Annotated in this window: 11 protein-coding genes and 5 tRNA genes; 12 read left to right on the forward strand and 4 right to left on the reverse strand. The window is 44.6% G+C overall.

Annotation, left to right across the window (positions count from 1 at the left end; all coding sequences use genetic code 11):
• Positions 1–143 precede the first annotated feature (143 nt).
• From DXC51_RS26140 to DXC51_RS26160, 5 genes are all read left to right on the forward strand, one after another.
• Positions 144–215: transfer RNA gene (locus tag DXC51_RS26140), tRNA-Glu, on the forward strand.
• A gap of 64 nt (positions 216–279) precedes the next feature.
• Positions 280–352: transfer RNA gene (locus tag DXC51_RS26145), tRNA-Thr, on the forward strand.
• 33 nt (positions 353–385) lie between these two features.
• Positions 386–459, forward strand: a tRNA-Ile gene (locus DXC51_RS26150).
• A gap of 23 nt (positions 460–482) precedes the next feature.
• Positions 483–556: transfer RNA gene (locus DXC51_RS26155), tRNA-Asp, on the forward strand.
• Between the two features lie 103 nt (positions 557–659).
• Positions 660–743, forward strand: a tRNA-Leu gene (locus DXC51_RS26160).
• 5 nt (positions 744–748) lie between these two features.
• Here DXC51_RS26160 and DXC51_RS29345 read toward each other — a convergent pair.
• Positions 749–1,123: a hypothetical protein gene (locus tag DXC51_RS29345; RefSeq protein ID WP_147331880.1), complete on the reverse strand. Its 375-nt coding sequence runs from the start codon at positions 1,121–1,123 to the stop codon at positions 749–751.
• 108 nt (positions 1,124–1,231) lie between these two features.
• Here DXC51_RS29345 and DXC51_RS26165 point away from each other — a divergent pair, with 108 nt between their 5' ends.
• Positions 1,232–2,503: an FAD-dependent oxidoreductase gene (locus DXC51_RS26165; protein WP_025490371.1), complete on the forward strand. Its 1,272-nt coding sequence runs from the start codon at positions 1,232–1,234 to the stop codon at positions 2,501–2,503.
• A gap of 6 nt (positions 2,504–2,509) precedes the next feature.
• On the opposite strand, the gene DXC51_RS26170 is transcribed toward DXC51_RS26165, so the two are convergent.
• Positions 2,510–3,388 carry a helix-turn-helix transcriptional regulator gene (locus DXC51_RS26170; protein WP_021633833.1) on the reverse strand — a complete coding sequence of 293 codons (879 nt, stop codon included), beginning with the start codon at positions 3,386–3,388 and terminating at the stop codon, positions 2,510–2,512.
• Positions 3,389–3,940: 552 nt separating this feature from the next.
• Here DXC51_RS26170 and DXC51_RS26175 point away from each other — a divergent pair.
• From DXC51_RS26175 to DXC51_RS26200, 6 genes are all read left to right on the forward strand, one after another.
• Entirely contained in the window at positions 3,941–5,605 is a 1,665-nt protein-coding gene (locus tag DXC51_RS26175) for a response regulator (protein ID WP_025490372.1), read from the forward strand.
• Positions 5,595–7,349: a sensor histidine kinase gene (locus tag DXC51_RS26180; RefSeq protein ID WP_021633831.1), complete on the forward strand. Its 1,755-nt coding sequence runs from the start codon at positions 5,595–5,597 to the stop codon at positions 7,347–7,349. The genes DXC51_RS26175 and DXC51_RS26180 overlap by 11 nt, the downstream gene beginning before the upstream one ends.
• 251 nt (positions 7,350–7,600) lie before the next feature.
• Positions 7,601–9,376 carry an extracellular solute-binding protein gene (locus tag DXC51_RS26185; RefSeq protein WP_025490373.1) on the forward strand — a complete coding sequence of 592 codons (1,776 nt, stop codon included), beginning with the start codon at positions 7,601–7,603 and terminating at the stop codon, positions 9,374–9,376.
• Between the two features lie 64 nt (positions 9,377–9,440).
• Positions 9,441–10,382, forward strand: coding sequence for an ABC transporter permease (locus DXC51_RS26190; protein WP_021633828.1), 942 nt, complete (start codon positions 9,441–9,443; stop codon positions 10,380–10,382).
• 20 nt (positions 10,383–10,402) lie between these two features.
• Positions 10,403–11,296: a carbohydrate ABC transporter permease gene (locus DXC51_RS26195; RefSeq protein ID WP_021633827.1), complete on the forward strand. Its 894-nt coding sequence runs from the start codon at positions 10,403–10,405 to the stop codon at positions 11,294–11,296.
• 4 nt (positions 11,297–11,300) lie between these two features.
• Positions 11,301–13,478: a beta-galactosidase gene (locus DXC51_RS26200; protein ID WP_025490375.1), complete on the forward strand. Its 2,178-nt coding sequence runs from the start codon at positions 11,301–11,303 to the stop codon at positions 13,476–13,478.
• 175 nt (positions 13,479–13,653) lie between these two features.
• Here DXC51_RS26200 and DXC51_RS30330 read toward each other — a convergent pair whose 3' ends face one another.
• The gene (locus DXC51_RS30330) at positions 13,654–15,444 is read right to left on the reverse strand and encodes an ammonium transporter (protein ID WP_025490376.1); all 1,791 of its coding nucleotides are present in this window, start codon (positions 15,442–15,444) and stop codon (positions 13,654–13,656) included.
• A gap of 239 nt (positions 15,445–15,683) precedes the next feature.
• The gene (gene purF, locus DXC51_RS26210) at positions 15,684–17,072 is read right to left on the reverse strand and encodes an amidophosphoribosyltransferase (protein ID WP_044915710.1); all 1,389 of its coding nucleotides are present in this window, start codon (positions 17,070–17,072) and stop codon (positions 15,684–15,686) included.
• Positions 17,073–17,075 lie beyond the last annotated feature (3 nt).

Consider the following 17,075-nt stretch of genomic DNA (forward strand, 5'->3'; position numbering starts at 1 on the left):
AGAGCACTCGGCTGTTAACCGAGTTGTTGTAGGTTCGAGCCCTACTCGGGGAGGTGCTGTGAAGGCTTAAGTCCGGAGGAGCGAAAGAAGGAGAGGAATCTCCACAAAGGAGACCTGGAGAAGGGAATCCAAAAAGGAAAAGAGGCTCCGTGGTCAAGCGGTTAAGACATCGCCCTTTCACGGCGGTAACACGGGTTCGATTCCCGTCGGAGTCATTTGTTTATGAAAGACGCAGCAGTGTAGTTGACCGATGCGTTTTTGTTGTAAGTAGATTTATTTGCCGATGTGGCTCAATTGGCAGAGCAGCTGATTTGTAATCAGCAGGTTATCGGTTCGAGTCCGATCATCGGCTTTTATTATTTAAATATTTACCGTAAATATTTACGGACCTTTAGCTCAGTTGGTTAGAGCAATCGGCTCATAACCGATCGGTCCTGGGTTCGAGTCCCCGAAGGTCCATTTTGTTGTAAGCTGTATAGTTAGGCCCAGTGGCTCAGTTGGTTAGAGCGCCGCCCTGTCACGGCGGAGGTCGTCGGTTCGAGTCCGATCTGGGTCGTTTCTTTTTATTAGTGTAAAAAGAACGGAGGAAGAGGCATTGCCGGTTGGCGGTGCTTATCTTTTTTTAAAGTTTATTTGTATTATTGTATGTTATATATTCTGCGGGTATGGTGGAATAGGCAGACACAAGGGACTTAAAATCCCTCGGTAGCGATACCGTGCCGGTTCAAGTCCGGCTACCCGCATTTTTTTATTTGAAAGGACTTTTTTCAGCTTGCGCTGGGAAGAGTCCTTTTTTATTTTCTACAGGTAGTCTTCCTGAAAGCCTCATGGAAGCGGCAGAAATCGATGGGGCCAGTGAGCTGCAGATACTAAAAACAGCCAAGAGGTTGAGGCTGATAACTGGGATTTGGAGTGGATAGGTTTTCTGCCTGGGAAACAGGAAAGCCACAGCGATATCAATCGGGATACATGGGGGAAGAAGGATAAAAGCGGTAAAAGTGGTTCCGCAGGTTTGCATTGAAGATGGAAGAGGTACAATATGAGCCTTTTGCTGATTTGCGTAAGCCGTAACTGCAAGTTTCTTTTCTTGTAAAATTGACAGATAAATTGGATAATCATGCATGCATTTTTTTATAGAAATAATGCCCGTTTATGAAGGAAAACTTACAAATAAAGAGATATTTTTATGGAAGAAGCAAAAAAATATTAAAAGTATGCAAAGGAGATTACTATGGAATATTATGTGGAGCCGGAAAAAAAGATACCTGTCACTGACCGTGTTGACGTACTGGTAGCTGGCGGCGGGCCTGCTGGTATCGGCGCGGCGGTTGCCGCCGCCAGGCAGGGATGTAAAACCATGCTGATTGAACAGGCCGGAGATGTGGGAGGAGTGGCCACCACCGGCATGATGAGCCATTGGACAGGGGAGACCAGAGGGGGGTTGTATGAAGAGATTCTGGACCGTTCCAGGGACGATGAACGCAATGGAGACCGGCAGACTATCAATCCGGAAAAGCTGAAAAACGTGTTGCTTGAGATGCTGGAGGAGGCAGGGGTGCTGGTACGTACCTATACGTTTGCTTCAGATGTAGTTATGGAAGGAGACCGCATACGCGGCGTTCTGCTGGAATCCAAGTCAGGTAGGGAGGCAGTCATGGCGGGTACAGTCATTGACTGCACCGGTGATGGGGATTTAGCGGCAAGAGCGGGAGCGCCTTTTTATAAGGGAAGGGAAGAGGACGGCCAGATGCAGCCTATGACCCTGATGTTCAAAGTGGCGGGAGTGGATGAGAAAAGAGCCATTTTCCCGGGTTCCTTTGAAACGAATATCCCTGTACCGGACGGCATGGTTCAGGATTTGGGAAAAGCAAACCTGCCTTCTCCCGCAGGGCATGTGTTACTGTACCGTTCCACGATTCCAGGGGTGGTAACCGTAAATATGACCAACTGCACAGGAGCCGATGGAACCAGTGCGGGGGATTTGGCCAGGGCGCACCGGGACTGCCGGATGCAGATGGAGGCAATTGTAGCATTTTTAAGGCGTTTCGTGCCTGGATATGAAGAATGCTATATTATCAGCAGCGCATCTATTATAGGCGTGCGGGAAACAAGACATTTTCTGGGGGAGAGCACAATCCGCAGGGAAGATGTGGAAAATGCGGTGCAGCATGAGGACTGGGCGGTGAAGGATGCCCATTTTAATTTCGACGTACATAATTTGACCGGGGCGGGGCTGGATGCCACCGGGTGCCAGGCAAAATTCACTCAAAAGAAGGGGTATACAATTCCTTATGGCTGCCTTGTCCCTAAAAAGGTGGAAGGGCTTCTTCTGGCCGGCCGGGATATTTGCGGAACACATATGGCCCATTCCAGCTACCGGGTTATGCCCATTTGTGTAAAGCTGGGAGAAGCCGCCGGAAATGCTGCGGCAATCTGTACCAGAGAGGGAATCTGCCCCAGACAGGTGCCTGTTAAGGAACTCCAGCAGATGCTTGGCAGATAGGCCGCTTTACGTATACTTTTTCCGGTATTCCTTTGGAGAGATTCCATTCATCCTCTGAAAAACCAGAGAAAAATAATTGGAATTGGAAAACCCTGTTTTCATGGATATCTCGGTAATGGAAAAAGAAGTATTTACAAGAAGTTTTTTTGCCTCTTCGATTCGAAGGAGGTTAATATATTCCCGGAAATTGCAGCCGGTGGAAGACTTGAAGGTATGGCTGACATAGGAACGGCTGCAATGGAAGGCAGCGCAGATGTCCTCAATGGATATCTGCCTGTGAAAATTTTTCTCAATAAAAAGAAGGATATGGTTAAGAACATAATCCGCGTCTTGTGCCTGCGCCGGGGACTCCCCGTAGAGCAGGCATTCTTTTTGGTAAAGAGTTTCCAGCATGGAGGAAAGTGGATAAAGCAAGGTATCGAGCAGGGTGGTATCGGGCAAATCGGCCGACAGATGCATCTTAAATAAACTGTGTACGGATTCATAATTCAAATCATATTTTTCACAGATATGCCTCAGCTTGCCTGCGGTGGTTTCCGTACAGGTGCGGTAGCCGCTTACACTGATGAAGCCAATTACCTTTTCTTCCGGGAGGCTCTGTTTCAGGGGATAAACATATTCCGTTACTCCGCAGTGGCATACGCCCCAGAAAGGGCCGTTCTCCAGCAATGAAAATAATTTTTGCTGGTTAATGATGCAATCATCCCAGATTTCAGGATGTGATTTTAAATAAATGCAGTAGGGATTGGAGTGGACACGGTAAGGAAGGAACTGCGCCAGATAAGGCGAGGTTATTTTCTGGAATTCATGAATGGTGATATTCCGCTGGAACACAGACTCCAGGTATTCCAGGTAAGCTAAAATATGGTTTACCAGATTCTGCATGTGGGCGCTCCTTTTCCAATGATGGCGTATTCGGTAAGAAAGATCAAAAATTCGTAACTGTTCGGTACCTTCACAGTTATTTGCAAGTATTCATTTAAAATCGCCTGCGGAGATGGGTTTTTTTGCACTCTTGAATCACTTTCTTACGGTCTGTGCAGTAAATGCACGGACCTGCTGAACAGTCACAAAAATTCTCCCTTTATTGTAAAAAATACAGGCAAATAAGTCAATCATACATGCACTTTTTATCTTAAATCAGAAAGAGAATGGAGGGATAAAGGATGGAATTTGTGAATCAGATTTGTTTCAGGAGTTATCTATTACCTTGCTGAACTGTATTATGAAGTTTAGAATATGATTGCTGAATGGCCGGCATGTCTTTTACATCAACTACAAGAATTTTACAAAAATAGGCTAACATGTTATAGCCTATAATGATAAAATATGCTACATTTTAAGTAAACTTTATTTTTTCTCAGATAAATAATACATTATAGAGTTTGGTATTTGACGGAAGCATTGTAGCTTGTTTTATTGAAAGGCGGCAGCTGTATGGGGAATTTATTAATTGTGGATGACGAACCGGATATTTTGGAATCTCTGGAGGAAATGTTTAAGTATGAATCTGGTTTGGATATAGATGTCTATGTGGCAAAATCAGCGACGAATGCGGTCAGGCTGCTGGAGAAAATAAAATTTGATGTAGTTATGACAGACATTAAAATGCCTGGAATGAACGGTATTGAGCTGTTCAAGCTGATTAAAGAAAACTGGCCGAAATGCAGGGTGATTTTTCTGACCGGCTACAGGGATTTTGATAATCTATATGAAATCAGCGGCTACAAGGATGTAAGGTATCTGCTGAAAAGTGAAGAGGATGAGGTACTGATATCTGCAGTTGCTGACGCCTTCGAAGAAATTGATAAAATGATGCAGTCGGAAATGCAGGAAAGTGAGCATCAGAGTGAAATTAAAAAAGCCCAGAATGTTCTTCGCAAAAATGTTATGAGAGAATTTTTCCATAATACAGCAGCCGCCAATGTAACGCAGGAAGAACTTAATCGTATTAAAATACCTCTCCGATTTGATAAGGATTTGTTTATTTTTTTATTACGGGCAGATAACTTTGAAGAAAATATCAGCTTTGAAGAGGAAACGGAAAGGGAGGTGGCGCTTTGTGAAATAATTGAAGAGTTTCTGCCTCCCAGAATCAGTTATTACCTGTATTATGATATTAATGGCTATTATCTTCTGTTTTTACAGCCGGTTCGTTTCCCGGAGGATTCTCTTTCGGCAAGAACCTGGATGCGGCTGTATACTAATCTTGCGGGGGCAATGGAATATGTACAGGAAAAGGCCTTTATCTTATTCTCCCTTTCGCTTTCCTTTGTCACCTGTGATGAGAGATGCCGCTTGAGAGACGGACAGTCTTATTTGAACAGGCTGAAGCAGGAGGCTGCTGACAGGATTGGGAACAATGTGCAGAGAACGATTATGGCAGAGTCTGCTCCGTTAGCCTCAGGGCTTCTTGAGGATAATGCGCCGGTAAATCTTCAGCTGCAGGTAAAGCGGCTGGAGGAAGCCCTTGAAACAAAAAAATTTCGTGACTTTATGACCAGGCTGCAGCAGCTGACCGACGTGCTATGTGTGGAGGATAAAAAAGATACACTGAAGGCAACGGAGCTGTATTATAGTATTGCGATTCTTTTACTTCGGTATATTAATATAAATCATATTAAAAACAAAATAGGGTCGGATTACCCTCTGGATAAGTTAATTTACGTAGAAAAGCACGCAGGCATGAGAGAGGCTGCCAATTATCTGCAGGCTGTAGCCGGTGCTATTGCAGATGAAATGGATGCGGAAAGAAAGAGCAGAACCAATGATGTACTGGAAAAGGTACTGCTGTATATTGATAACCATCTGGCGGAGGATTTGACGCTGACCAGGCTTGCAGAAATCAGTTACCTGAATGCCTCCTATCTTTCCAGAATATTTAAGCAAAGATATGGCTGCAACATCACTGAATATATAAGTAATGCCAGGCTGGAAAAAGCAAAAAAACTGCTTACGACCACAGCCTGTAAAATCAATGAGATTTCTGTCCGCGTTGGATATCTGACGGCACCTTCTTTTACCAGGGTTTTTAAAAAGTCGGTGGGTATATCTCCAGTAGAGTATCGTGACAGATACGGAGAAAAAAATAATGATATATAAGAAATTGGGTAAAAGTATGATAAAGGGTATCGGATGCAAAAAATCAATCCGGACAAAACAACTGATTATTTTTGCTGTTTTTATGGCTGTCAATGTATTATTTTCCATGGTTTTGTATTTTCTGGCTACTGCTACGGTGAAAAAATCCATTTTTGACAAAATGGACGCTCAAGCTGATTTTTATCTGGAAACTATAGATAATCATTTAAAAAGTACGGAAAATATGCTCTACAATATGTTTTCCGATAGAAAACTTATTTTTCTGGTCGAACATACCAATCTTCTTAATGCCTACGAACTGAGGGATGCTTACCTGTCGGAACAGGAACGGATTATAATGCTGAAGGAAAATAACCCGCTGGTAGCTTCGGGCATTATTTATCTTCCAAATGCGAAGATGAAGATATCTGATTCCTATATTACAGATATGGATGCTGATGACTTTGAGGCTGTAAGGCAGAAATATACTATGTCGGATTTTCCTTTGAAATATATGGAGGGCTCCTTGTTTATGTCATCCTCCGGTGTGCCGGTATATCAGACCAGAGAATTGCCGGCTGTTTTGTTTGTGGTAGAATTTAACGAAAAAAAGATAAAAGAGACACTGCGGAATTTTAATACAATAGATAACAGTGGTTCCTTCCTATACCAGCCTGAACAGAGTATTTTTATTGAAAGCGGAGAAAATGCGGGAACGGGGAACAGAATTTTGGAACTTTTGCGGCCTGAACTTGAGGAGAAGGAAGAATTTTCCGATGTTATTAAAACGGAAGAGGGAAATTACCAGATATCGGTTACTCAATCTTCATATCTGGGATATTTTGTACAGTATGCACCGGAAAAAGAAGTCCTTAAAAACATGGAAAGCTATAAATGGCTCGTGTTTATTTATATTATAGGTGTAGCTTCAGTGGCAGTCGTATTTTCTGAAAGTATAGAAAAGACCATTCACAGGCCATTAAATAAACTGATGGAAGCCTTTTCAAAAGTGGAAAAGGAAAACCTCAGCTCTGGCGGGACGGAATACACAGGTGAGGATGAATTCAGCTATTTGTTTGAAGGTTTTAATCATATGCAGGATAAAACGAAGCGTTTGATAGAAGAACTGGTTTTGCAGAAGGAACTTGCTCAGCAGGCAGAGCTGAAGCAGCTCCAGGCGCAGATCAATCCGCATTTTTTGTATAACAGCTTTTTTTCTCTTAAAAATAAGATTAAGCGGGAAGAGCTGGAAGATGCGGAGAAGCTGGCTTCTCTTTTAGGAACTTATTTCCGGTTCCTTACCAGGAATGATGAAAACTGCATTTCTTTAAAAAGTGAAGTGGAGCATGCGCGAAGCTATACAGATATCCAGTATATGAGATTTCATGATCGGATTAATGTTTATTTTGAAGAACTTCCGAAGGAATATGAATCTGTTATGGTTCCCAGGCTGATTCTCCAGCCAGTAATAGAAAATGCTCTGAAATATGGCCTGGAAGAAAAGGAAGAGGGCGGAATGCTACGTATTACATTCCGGCCAAAGGAGGATATTCTGGAGATACATGTTGAAGACAATGGGCAGATGTTTACTGATGATACTTTGAGGGAATTAAGGGAAAAACTGGAGAAAACCGATGAAATAACAGGAATTATAAATATCCATAAGCGTCTTAAGTTGTACTGGGGTGAAAAAAGCGGGCTTGAAATAAGTCGAAGCAGTCTTGGCGGAGCGCATATCGTTATCAAAATATTTATAGGAAAATGACAGAGAGTCCCAGAACCGGGCGGATCGGGGAAAGAAGACCGGGCCAGAGGGGAGAAGGTTAAACTGCAACAATTGAAAAGGCTTATGCATGGCATTACCGGCAAAGTAATGCCATGTATAAGCCTTTTTGGTAAAGAAATGTTATGAAAGTAAAATATTGTAAATAGAAAGAGAAAAATTTTTCTATATAATTTTTGTTGTAGAGCAAATCAAAAAACACATGTGCGTATAACGTGCAGAAGGGAGTAGAAATGAAAAGGAAATGGTTTGAGAAGTTTTTGGCGGCTTTTATTGCAGTAACCTGCGTAACCGGGCTTGCGGCCTGCGGCAGTGCCGAAACGGCAAACAGTACTAATATGGCGCAGAGCGATGCAGTGCAGACGGAGGCATCCCAGACTGCAGCGGATACGGTGGATTCGGGTGAACTGAATCTTTATGGATATGAGGATCCGATTACCCTGAAAGTCGGGCTGGCCTTTAATTCTGATTTTGAGTGGCAGGGTGATGAAAGTGTAGATAATAATACCTGGTATAACCTTTATAAAGAAAACGGAATCAATCTTGATATCATGTATAACGTGGATGGCTCCCAGCAGGAGACGAAAAGAACCACTGCAATTGCATCAGGAAACTATCCGGATATCATGGCTGTCAGCGGCTCAGATTTAATTAAGTATGCGCAGACAGGTGTAATCGCTGACATCACGGAGGTTTATGAAAAATATGCTTCTGATCAGCTTAGGGAATATCAGGCATGGGGAGACGGAAATTCGCTGAATGCGGCAAAGGTGGACGGAAAATTATATGGGATTCCTCAGGTAAATGACTATCGTGGCGATGCGATGATGATGTTTATCCGCCAGGACTGGCTTGATAACCTGAATCTTGAAATACCGACTACCATGGAGGAATTAAAAGCGGTGGCCAAGGCATTTACAGAACAGGATCCGGACGGCAACGGGGTAGATGATACATACGGACTGGCGTTAAACGGTAAAGAAGGCTTTAATTACTGGTCAGGAATCCAAGCTTTCTTTGAAGGCTATGGTGCAGCTCCCGGTTATTGGAACGGGCAGTTTACTTTTATTGAAAAAGACGGCAAGGTAGTATGGGGCGGTTCCCTGGCAGAGGAAATGAAAGCAGGGCTTGCAGATCTTCAGGAGATGTATGCAAACGGCTCCCTGGCAAAGAACTTTGGTACAATGGATTATAATCAGATTACCCAGGATGTGGGAGCCGGAAGATGCGGTATTTATTTTGCACCCCGCTGGGGAGCTATGGTGCCTGTTGTTGATGCGGTTAAAGCAAATCCTGAAGCACGTATTGTATCCGCAAAGATTCCTGACGGTATGGGAGAAGGGTCTTCTAAGCCTTATATCCCGACAACCCCCGGAACCTATTTTGTAATCAGCAGCAAATGCAAGAATCCTGAAGCACTGATTAAGCTGTGCAATCTGAGTGTGGATAAACTTTGCTATTATGAAGATGAGACAGAGTATGATATGTATACAGGAAAAGGCGGCGTATACAGCGGCTGGAAAGCATGTCTGGTTCAGCTTACTTCTCAGGGAGAGGCTGTTGAAAATATCGATGAAGAACATGAAGCAATAAAAACTGGAAATAAAGAGGGACTGACCCAGTCCCAGTTAATTGATGTGACTAATATGGAAGCTTATACCACAGCAGTAAAGGATGGTACTCTTATTGAAAAACTGGAAGCGGAGGATCCCGATGTTCTGGCTGGAATAGGAATGTGGACCGTATCCGGAGACGATTTGGGAGGCGGAATTACTATGGTGGATCTGATTAAAGATAATAATTATAACTATTCGGTCTATAACTATATTCCTACAGAAACAATGTCATCAAAATTTTCCACGCTGGATAAGCTGGCCCTGGAGACTATTGTAAAAATTATATCAGGGGACAGTGTTGACAGCTACGACACCTTCTTACAATCCTGGGAGGCACTTGGGGGAACCGAAGTTACCAGAGAAGCACAGGAATGGTACGACCAGAATCATTAAGGGAAAACGCAGGCAGGCATAAGTTTTTACTTATGCCTCCTGTTTTAAAAGAGGAGTATGGTTTATGAGAAAAAAGAAACAACGCATGAGTAATTCAGCAAGATCCCGGCAGAGGGCATTCCACATGATGCTTTTTTTACCAGTTTTGCTGCTGTTTATTTTTAATTATCTGCCGATATTTGGTCTGGTTATGGCGTTTCAGGATTTCCAGCCGGGGCTGGGCTTCTTAAAGTCAAAGTGGGTCGGCTTTGATAATTTTAGAACAATCTATTATCTGCCCGATTTTCTTCCGGCATTGAGAAATACGCTGATGATAGCTTTGGGAAAGATTATCGGCAATATTGCAGTGCCTCTTACCTTCGCTCTGATGCTTAACGAGATTAAAAATAAATTATTTAAAAAGACCGTACAGACGGCAACATATCTTCCCTACTTCCTATCCTGGATTGTTCTGTCAGGTATTCTGATAAACTTTCTGTCACAGGGAAATACCAAAAGTGACACCGGACTTTTTAACATGTTCCTTCAGACCATTGGACTGATTGGAGAACCGGTAAATTTCCTGGGGGATAAGAACATATTCCCGTGGACGATGATTCTGACGGATGTGTGGAAAAACTTTGGCTATAATGCCATTGTATATCTGGCGGCACTGACAGGGATTGATCCCGGTTTATATGAGGCAGCCGCCATTGACGGCGCCGGCAGATGGAAACAGACGATTCATGTCACCATTCCGGGAATTGCGCCTATTATTACCCTGATGACGGTTCTTTCCATCGGAAATATTTTGAATGCCGGATTTGATCAGATTTTTAACCTGTACAGTGCAAGCGTTTATTCTACAGGTGATATTATTGATACACTTGTTTACCGCCTGGGTCTTGTGAATCAGCAATATTCGCTTTCCGCCACAGTAGGCTTTTTTAAATCGGTGGTTTCCGGTATCCTGATTGTAGCCTCTTATAAGCTGGCAGATAAATTTGCCGGATATCGTGTATTCTGAGAAGGAAGGGATAAAGGTCAATGAAAAAAATAAAAGTTTCTCCGGCAAGAAAATTATTTAATATATGTAATGTTGTTGTTATTACTCTTATTATGTTAATCTGCCTGGTTCCTATCTTAAATGTATTGGCGCAGTCGTTCAGCAGTTCCCATGCAATTGTTCAAAATAAAGTAAGGCTGTTTCCTGTGGAATTTACCACATCCGCTTATTCCTATGTTATGAAAAACAAGGATTTCTGGCAGGCAGCTTTAGTTTCTGCAGAACGTGTGCTCCTGGGGGTTCCCATTAATATGCTGCTTACGGTTCTGGCGGCATACCCGCTGTCTAAAAGCGACAGGGTTTTTAAGGCAAGGAAATATTATTCAGCATATTTTGTGTTCCTTATGATTTTCAACGGCGGTTTGATTCCCACCTACTACGTAATTTCCAAACTGGGACTGATCGATACAATCTGGGCATTGGTGCTTCCCTGCGGCGTGCCGATTTTTAATGTCATATTGATGATGAATTTCTTCAGAGGCATTCCTGAATCTCTGGAGGAATCAGCTATGTTGGAAGGCGCGGGACAATGGACTATCATGAGCAAGATTTATCTGCCTTTATCTAAACCCTCTATTGCGACGGTGACTTTGTTTTCCCTGATTAACCATTGGAACAGCTGGTTTGACGGACTGATTTATTCTAATTTTACGGATAATTATCCGCTTCAGTCCTATCTTCAGACCATGGTAGTGGATATGCGTTCCATTATTCAGAGCGGGAATATGGAAGATATAGTAAATGCACTGAGTGTAAATGATAAAAACCTGAAGGCTGCTCAGATTTTTATTTCCATTATCCCTCTGATGGTTATTTATCCGTTCTGCCAGAAATACTTTACGGCAGGACTGACTTTAGGAAGTGTGAAAGGGTAAAAAAGTGGAAAATACGATTCAAATTATAAAGAATAACTTTGAAAAAGGAGATAAGCTTCTTCCTATGGGAGGAAGGGACAAGGCCGGCAATAGATTTGAAGTAGACAATATCAGCTTTATGAAAAATGGCAGGAGTTTTATTCCTATAATGGGAGAATTCCATTTTTCCCGGTATGAGCCGGAGGCATGGGAAGAAGAGCTGCTGAAAATGCGTGCAGGCGGTGTGGCTATTATCGCTACTTATGTATTCTGGATACACCATGAGGAAGCCGAAGGTGAATGGGATTTTACAGGATGCAGAAATCTCAGAGGCTTTTTACAAATATGCAGGGATATCGGAATGCCGGTATGGCTCCGTATTGGCCCCTGGGCACATGGAGAATGCCGAAACGGAGGGTTTCCGGACTGGCTTATAAAAGACGGAGCCCCTGTACGTATTAATGATCCTGTATATCTGAAACGCGTGGAGCGTTTCTGGAAGCAGTTGGGAGAACAGGCAGAAGGAATGATGTGCATGGACGGAGGGCCGGTTCTGGGAGTTCAGCTGGAAAACGAGTATGGACACTGCGGCGGACCGTCAGACAGTAAAGAAGGAATGGCACATATGCTGACCCTGAAAAAAATGGCGCAGGCGGCAGGTTTTATAGTTCCTTACTATACTGCCACAGGCTGGGGCGGCGCTTATGTACCGGATGGTGAAGCGCTTCCGGTACTGGGTGGATATGTGGACGCACCCTGGGCGGATCATGTGCAGGAAATGCCTGCCAATACCAATTTTATTTTTTCTTCTTACAAAATGGATGATACGATTGGCTCCGACTTCAGTAAAAAAGAAGAGAACAATTTTACCTTTAATATACATAAGAATCCTTATCTGACAGCGGAGCTGGGAGGCGGACTTCAGGTGACGAGTCACAGAAGAACATATCCCTGGCCGGAGGATATACAGGCGCAGGCGTTATGTATGCTGGGCAGCGGTGCCAATCTCCTGGGCTACTATATGTACCATGGCGGAATAAATCCGGACGGGAAATACAGTACGCTTCAGGAATCCAGGGCAACCGGATATAATAACGATCTTCCGATAAAAAGCTATGACTTCCAAACCTGTATTCGGGAATCCGGAGAAATCAACACAAGCTTTGGAGCTTTGAAAAAACTTCATTTATTTATTTCTTCATTTGGAGAAATTTTAGCCGGAGCAGATACTTATTTCGCACAGAAGCAGCCGGAATCGGCAGACGACTGTCATACCCTGCGGATGGCGGCAAGAGTAAATATTTCAGACGGATTGGGATTCCTGTTTGTGAATAATCATCAAAGGAAACGCAGGATGGATGATCACAGGGAATACAACGTCCGCATTGTCTGGGAGGGCGGTGAAAAAATTCTGGGACATATCAACATAAAGGGCGGAGAATGCGCTGTTTTTCCTTTCCGTATTCCCGGAGGCACAGAGACAGGTAACGGAAAGGAGCTTATGCCGGTATCTCTTCTTCCTGCATGGACAAACGCTTCGCTGCTGTGCAGGCTTGGAAAGCGTATTTTCTTTTGGTCAGATTTGGAAAGACCGTACTTTGAGTTAGAAAAGGAAGATGCTGATTATGTGATATTAACAAAGGCGCAGGCAGACAGAGCCTTTCTGACGGGAGGGCATCTGTATATTACCGAGAGACCTGACAGCTGCCTGATTGAGGATAAAGGACAGCAGTTTCTGCTTACTAAGGCTGAAAAAGAAACTATAATGATATATAGCGTGACAGGAGCACCAGAACAGGTTAAACTGGAGGCAACGTCGGTGAAAGTTTCCGTAAAGGCAGAATTATTCAGAGAAGAACAGGATACGGATGGAAGTGCGGCTTATAAGGAATATATGATACAAATAGAAAAATTAACGGCAGGTACTGTACATCAGCTTTATCTTGAAACAGAATATGACGGCGACCGTGCGGAGGTTTACATTAATGGAAAGCTGGCTGATGACTGGTTTACCAATGGTGAAAAATGGCATATGGCACTGAAGAGATTCGGATATCCTGAGGAGTTGGTAATTCGTATTTATCCCAGTAATAAACCAATTCCTAATCCTTATGGAAATAAGGTATATTATGATCTGCCGGTAAAAGAGGGATGTGAACTTTATGACGTGAAGGTGCTGCCCGAATATAAGATAAAGATTTGATAATCAATACCTGTCGACTGGGAAATTTGATTTGTGGCTTAATCAGCATAAACTAATACTACAGCGAATAAGTACGAGTTACAAGTAACAGGAAATTCCCCGCATGCTTATTTCACCCTGGAAAAGTCCTGGAGGGCAAAAGACCTTCTGCCCCCCAGACATCCTATATATGGTATTATTCTACATCCTGCAATGCTGCAAAATCCTCTTCCCCAGTGCGGACCTTGACAACTCTGTCAACACTGTATACGAAGATTTTACCGTCACCGATATGCCCTGTATATAGAGTTTTCTTAGCCGTATCGACTACGCTGTCAACAGAGATCTTGCTGACAACAACCTCGATCTTGACCTTTGGAAGCAGGGTGGCGTCAACTTCAACACCGCGGTACATTTCACCGGAACCCTTCTGAATGCCGCAGCCCATAACCTGAGTGACGGTCATACCGGTAACGCCCAACTCATTGAGCGCATTTTTGATCTTGTCATATCTGGAAAGCCTGGTAATAATGACAACCTTGTGTATGTCGGTATCTGCAGCGGAGGTCTGTTTTACGACGCTGATAGCTGCGTTCTTCTGTGCTTCGGAGGCCATTTCGTAATCGGAAGCGCCAAGGCTTGTATTCTGGTTGATATCCATCGTCATAGTGTTGGAAACGTCCAGGATGGAAAAACCGGAGTAGGCGCTTGCCAGGCCGTGCTCTACAGGATCAAGACCCTGAAGCTCTTCTTCCTCGCTGACACGCAGACCTACCAAGGCTTTGATGATTATAAATGTAAGGGTAATGGTAACCAATGTCCACGCAGCAACGCTCAAAAGCCCCAGTAGCTGAATACCAAGAAGTTTAAAACCGCCACCATAGAAAAGGCCGGTGCCTGCGATCTGGTTTGCGCCGAAGCTTACGCCGTCACCGAAGCCTCTTGAAAAGGCAGGAGCGGTATCTGTCGCGAAAAGGCCGACAGCGATGGTGCCCCAGATACCGTTTAAACAGTGAACCGCTACAGCACCTACAGGATCATCAATATGTAGTTTATAATCAAGGAGCCATACGCCGAATATCACCAGCAGTCCGGCTACAGTGCCGATGATAATTGCACCAAAGCAGTCGGTTACATCACAGGGGGCGGTAATGGCAACCAGGCCTGCCAGTGAGGCGTTTAAGCACATGGAAACATCGGGCTTTCCATATTTAAGCCAGGTAAAAATCATACATACGACGGTTGCCACAGCAGGTGAGACTGTAGTGGTAAGAAAGATAGAGCCAAGTTCGGAAACACTGGTAGCAGCGGCACCGTTGAAACCATACCAGCCAAGCCACAGGATAAATACGCCCAAACAACCGATGGGAAGGTTATGGCCGGGAAATGCGTTTACTTTTATGACCTTTCCGGATTTATCTCTTTCAAATTTACCGATGCGGGCGCCTAATAGCTTTGCGCCGACAAGGGCGCTGATCCCGCCAACCATGTGAATCGCGCAGGAACCGGCAAAATCATGGAAACCGATTTGCGCAAGCCAGCCGCCGCCCCAGATCCAGTGTGCTTCGATGGGGTAAATCAAGGCGGAGATTACGCCGGAGTAGATGCAGTAAGAAAGAAATTTCGTTCTTTCTGCCATAGCCCCGGATACGATGGTTGCGGTAGTTGCGCAGAACACAAGATTAAATACAAAATTGGACCAGTCGAAACTTTCATAAGCGGTGAAGATGTCAAAACCGGGCTTGCCGATGAAGCCCAATAAATCTTCACCAAGCAGGAATGAAAAGCCGATCAAAATGAACATTACTGTACCGATACAGAAGTCCATCAGGTTTTTCATCAGGATATTTCCCGCATTTTTGGCTCTGGTAAAGCCGGTCTCCACCATGGCAAAGCCGGCCTGCATCCAGAATACCAACGCGGCTCCGATCAGGAACCATACGCCATACACTTCACTGCTGATGGCTCTCAAAATTTCTTCAGTCATAATAGTTTCCTCCTCATTCTTTTTTTCGGCTTTAGGGCGGTACGAAAGCATACCGGACATAAGCCGTGTGAAACTGCAGAAACATCAAAAGCGCGGACTCTGTTTTTTTGAGTTCGCGCTTTTGCGATGTTCCTATAAGGGAATTATATCTAATTTGCGGATATATCCGTCAGAAAGCTCAGGGCTTTCTGACGGAGGGGCGTATCCGCGTTTAAAGAATGCCTGACAGCCGGGGAGAGTTATACAGGGTATTGGCTGTCGAAGCACGCTTTACATAAAGGAAGTTCCCGGGTCATCTGTTTTAGATCTTCGAGTTTCAGATAACCGAGGGAATCTGCGCCGATATCGGTGCAGATTTGGGCAGCTGTGCGGGAAGAAGCGATCAGCTGGTCGTTGCTGGGAACGTCGGTTCCGTAGTAACAGGGGAATAGAAAGGGCGGGGAGCTGATGCGTACATGAACCTCTCTGGCGCCTGCGTTCTTTAGCATACCAATCAGGCTTGCTATAGTAGTGCCCCGGACAATGGAATCGTCGATGAGGACAAGCCTTTTATCCCTGACGACATTTCCCAGTATGCTCAGCTTCAGATGGACAGCTGATTCCCGTTCCTTTTGGGTAGGTTTTATAAAAGTTCTTCCCACATAACTGTTTTTATAAAATGCAAAGGCAAACGGCAGGCCGGAGGCCTGTGCATATCCCATTGCAGCAGTGATGCCGGAGTCAGGCACTCCGGTGACCAGATCTGCATCTACAGGATAAGAAGCGGCAAGCGCCTTTCCGGCACGGATTCTTGCGTCATAGATATTGATTCCATCCAGTATGGAATCCGGCCGGGCGAAATAGATGTATTCAAAAATGCAGTGTGCATGTTTTTCCTGAACGAGACGGCGGTCAGACCGGACCCCATCTTTTGAAATCGTAATGATTTCACCGGGTTGTATATCGCGGATAAAGTCAGCGCCCACTGCGGTCAGGGCACAGCTTTCGGAAGCAAGGATATAGCTGTTTCCGCGTTTCCCGAGGCATAAGGGCTTTAGCCCCAGGGGATCCCGCACACCAATTAATTTTCTGGGACTCATGATGACCAGTGCATATCCGCCTTTCAGCTTTCTGGCAGTCTGCAGTATCGCATCCTCCACACAGGAGGTGTGTGTCCGTTCCCTGGCGATATAGCAGGCAATCACTTCGGAATCCGTTGTCGTCTGGAAAACAGCGCCTTCTTCCTGGAGTTTTTGCGCCAGCTTCTGCGCATTGATCAGATTTCCGTTATGGGCCAGGGCAAGCGTTCCCTTCAGGTAACTTAATACCAGGGGCTGCGCATTTTCAGCGGTGCTTGCCCCGGTAGTAGAATAGCGGACATGGCCCACGCCCGCACTCCCCTTAAGTTTTTCCAAAATATCAGTATGAAAGACTTCACTTACAAGCCCTGTATCCTTGTGCCACGAGATATTCCCCTTGGGGCCGCAGGGGTCGCATACCGCTATACCACAGGCTTCCTGTCCCCGATGTTGCAAAGCGCACAGCCCCCAGGCAACATCGGGGGCTGCGGCGCTGCCATCGGTATGATAGATACCGAATACACCGCATTCTTCTTTGGGTTTATCAAATTCTTCACATCGATTATTCATCGT

This window comes from Eisenbergiella massiliensis (assembly GCF_003435485.1).

Excerpts from the sequence above, each read along its gene's own strand:
- DXC51_RS29345 (WP_147331880.1), bottom strand. The coding sequence starts at position 1,123 with ATGCATGATTATCCAATTTATCTGTCAATTTTACAAGAAAAGAAACTT.
- DXC51_RS26165 (WP_025490371.1), top strand. The coding sequence starts at position 1,232 with ATGGAATATTATGTGGAGCCGGAAAAAAAGATACCTGTCACTGACCGT.
- DXC51_RS26170 (WP_021633833.1), bottom strand. The coding sequence starts at position 3,388 with ATGCAGAATCTGGTAAACCATATTTTAGCTTACCTGGAATACCTGGAG.
- DXC51_RS26175 (WP_025490372.1), top strand. The coding sequence starts at position 3,941 with ATGGGGAATTTATTAATTGTGGATGACGAACCGGATATTTTGGAATCT.
- DXC51_RS26180 (WP_021633831.1), top strand. The coding sequence starts at position 5,595 with ATGATATATAAGAAATTGGGTAAAAGTATGATAAAGGGTATCGGATGC.
- DXC51_RS26185 (WP_025490373.1), top strand. The coding sequence starts at position 7,601 with ATGAAAAGGAAATGGTTTGAGAAGTTTTTGGCGGCTTTTATTGCAGTA.
- DXC51_RS26190 (WP_021633828.1), top strand. The coding sequence starts at position 9,441 with ATGAGAAAAAAGAAACAACGCATGAGTAATTCAGCAAGATCCCGGCAG.
- DXC51_RS26195 (WP_021633827.1), top strand. The coding sequence starts at position 10,403 with ATGAAAAAAATAAAAGTTTCTCCGGCAAGAAAATTATTTAATATATGT.
- DXC51_RS30330 (WP_025490376.1), bottom strand. The coding sequence starts at position 15,444 with ATGACTGAAGAAATTTTGAGAGCCATCAGCAGTGAAGTGTATGGCGTA.
- purF (WP_044915710.1), bottom strand. The coding sequence starts at position 17,072 with ATGAATAATCGATGTGAAGAATTTGATAAACCCAAAGAAGAATGCGGT.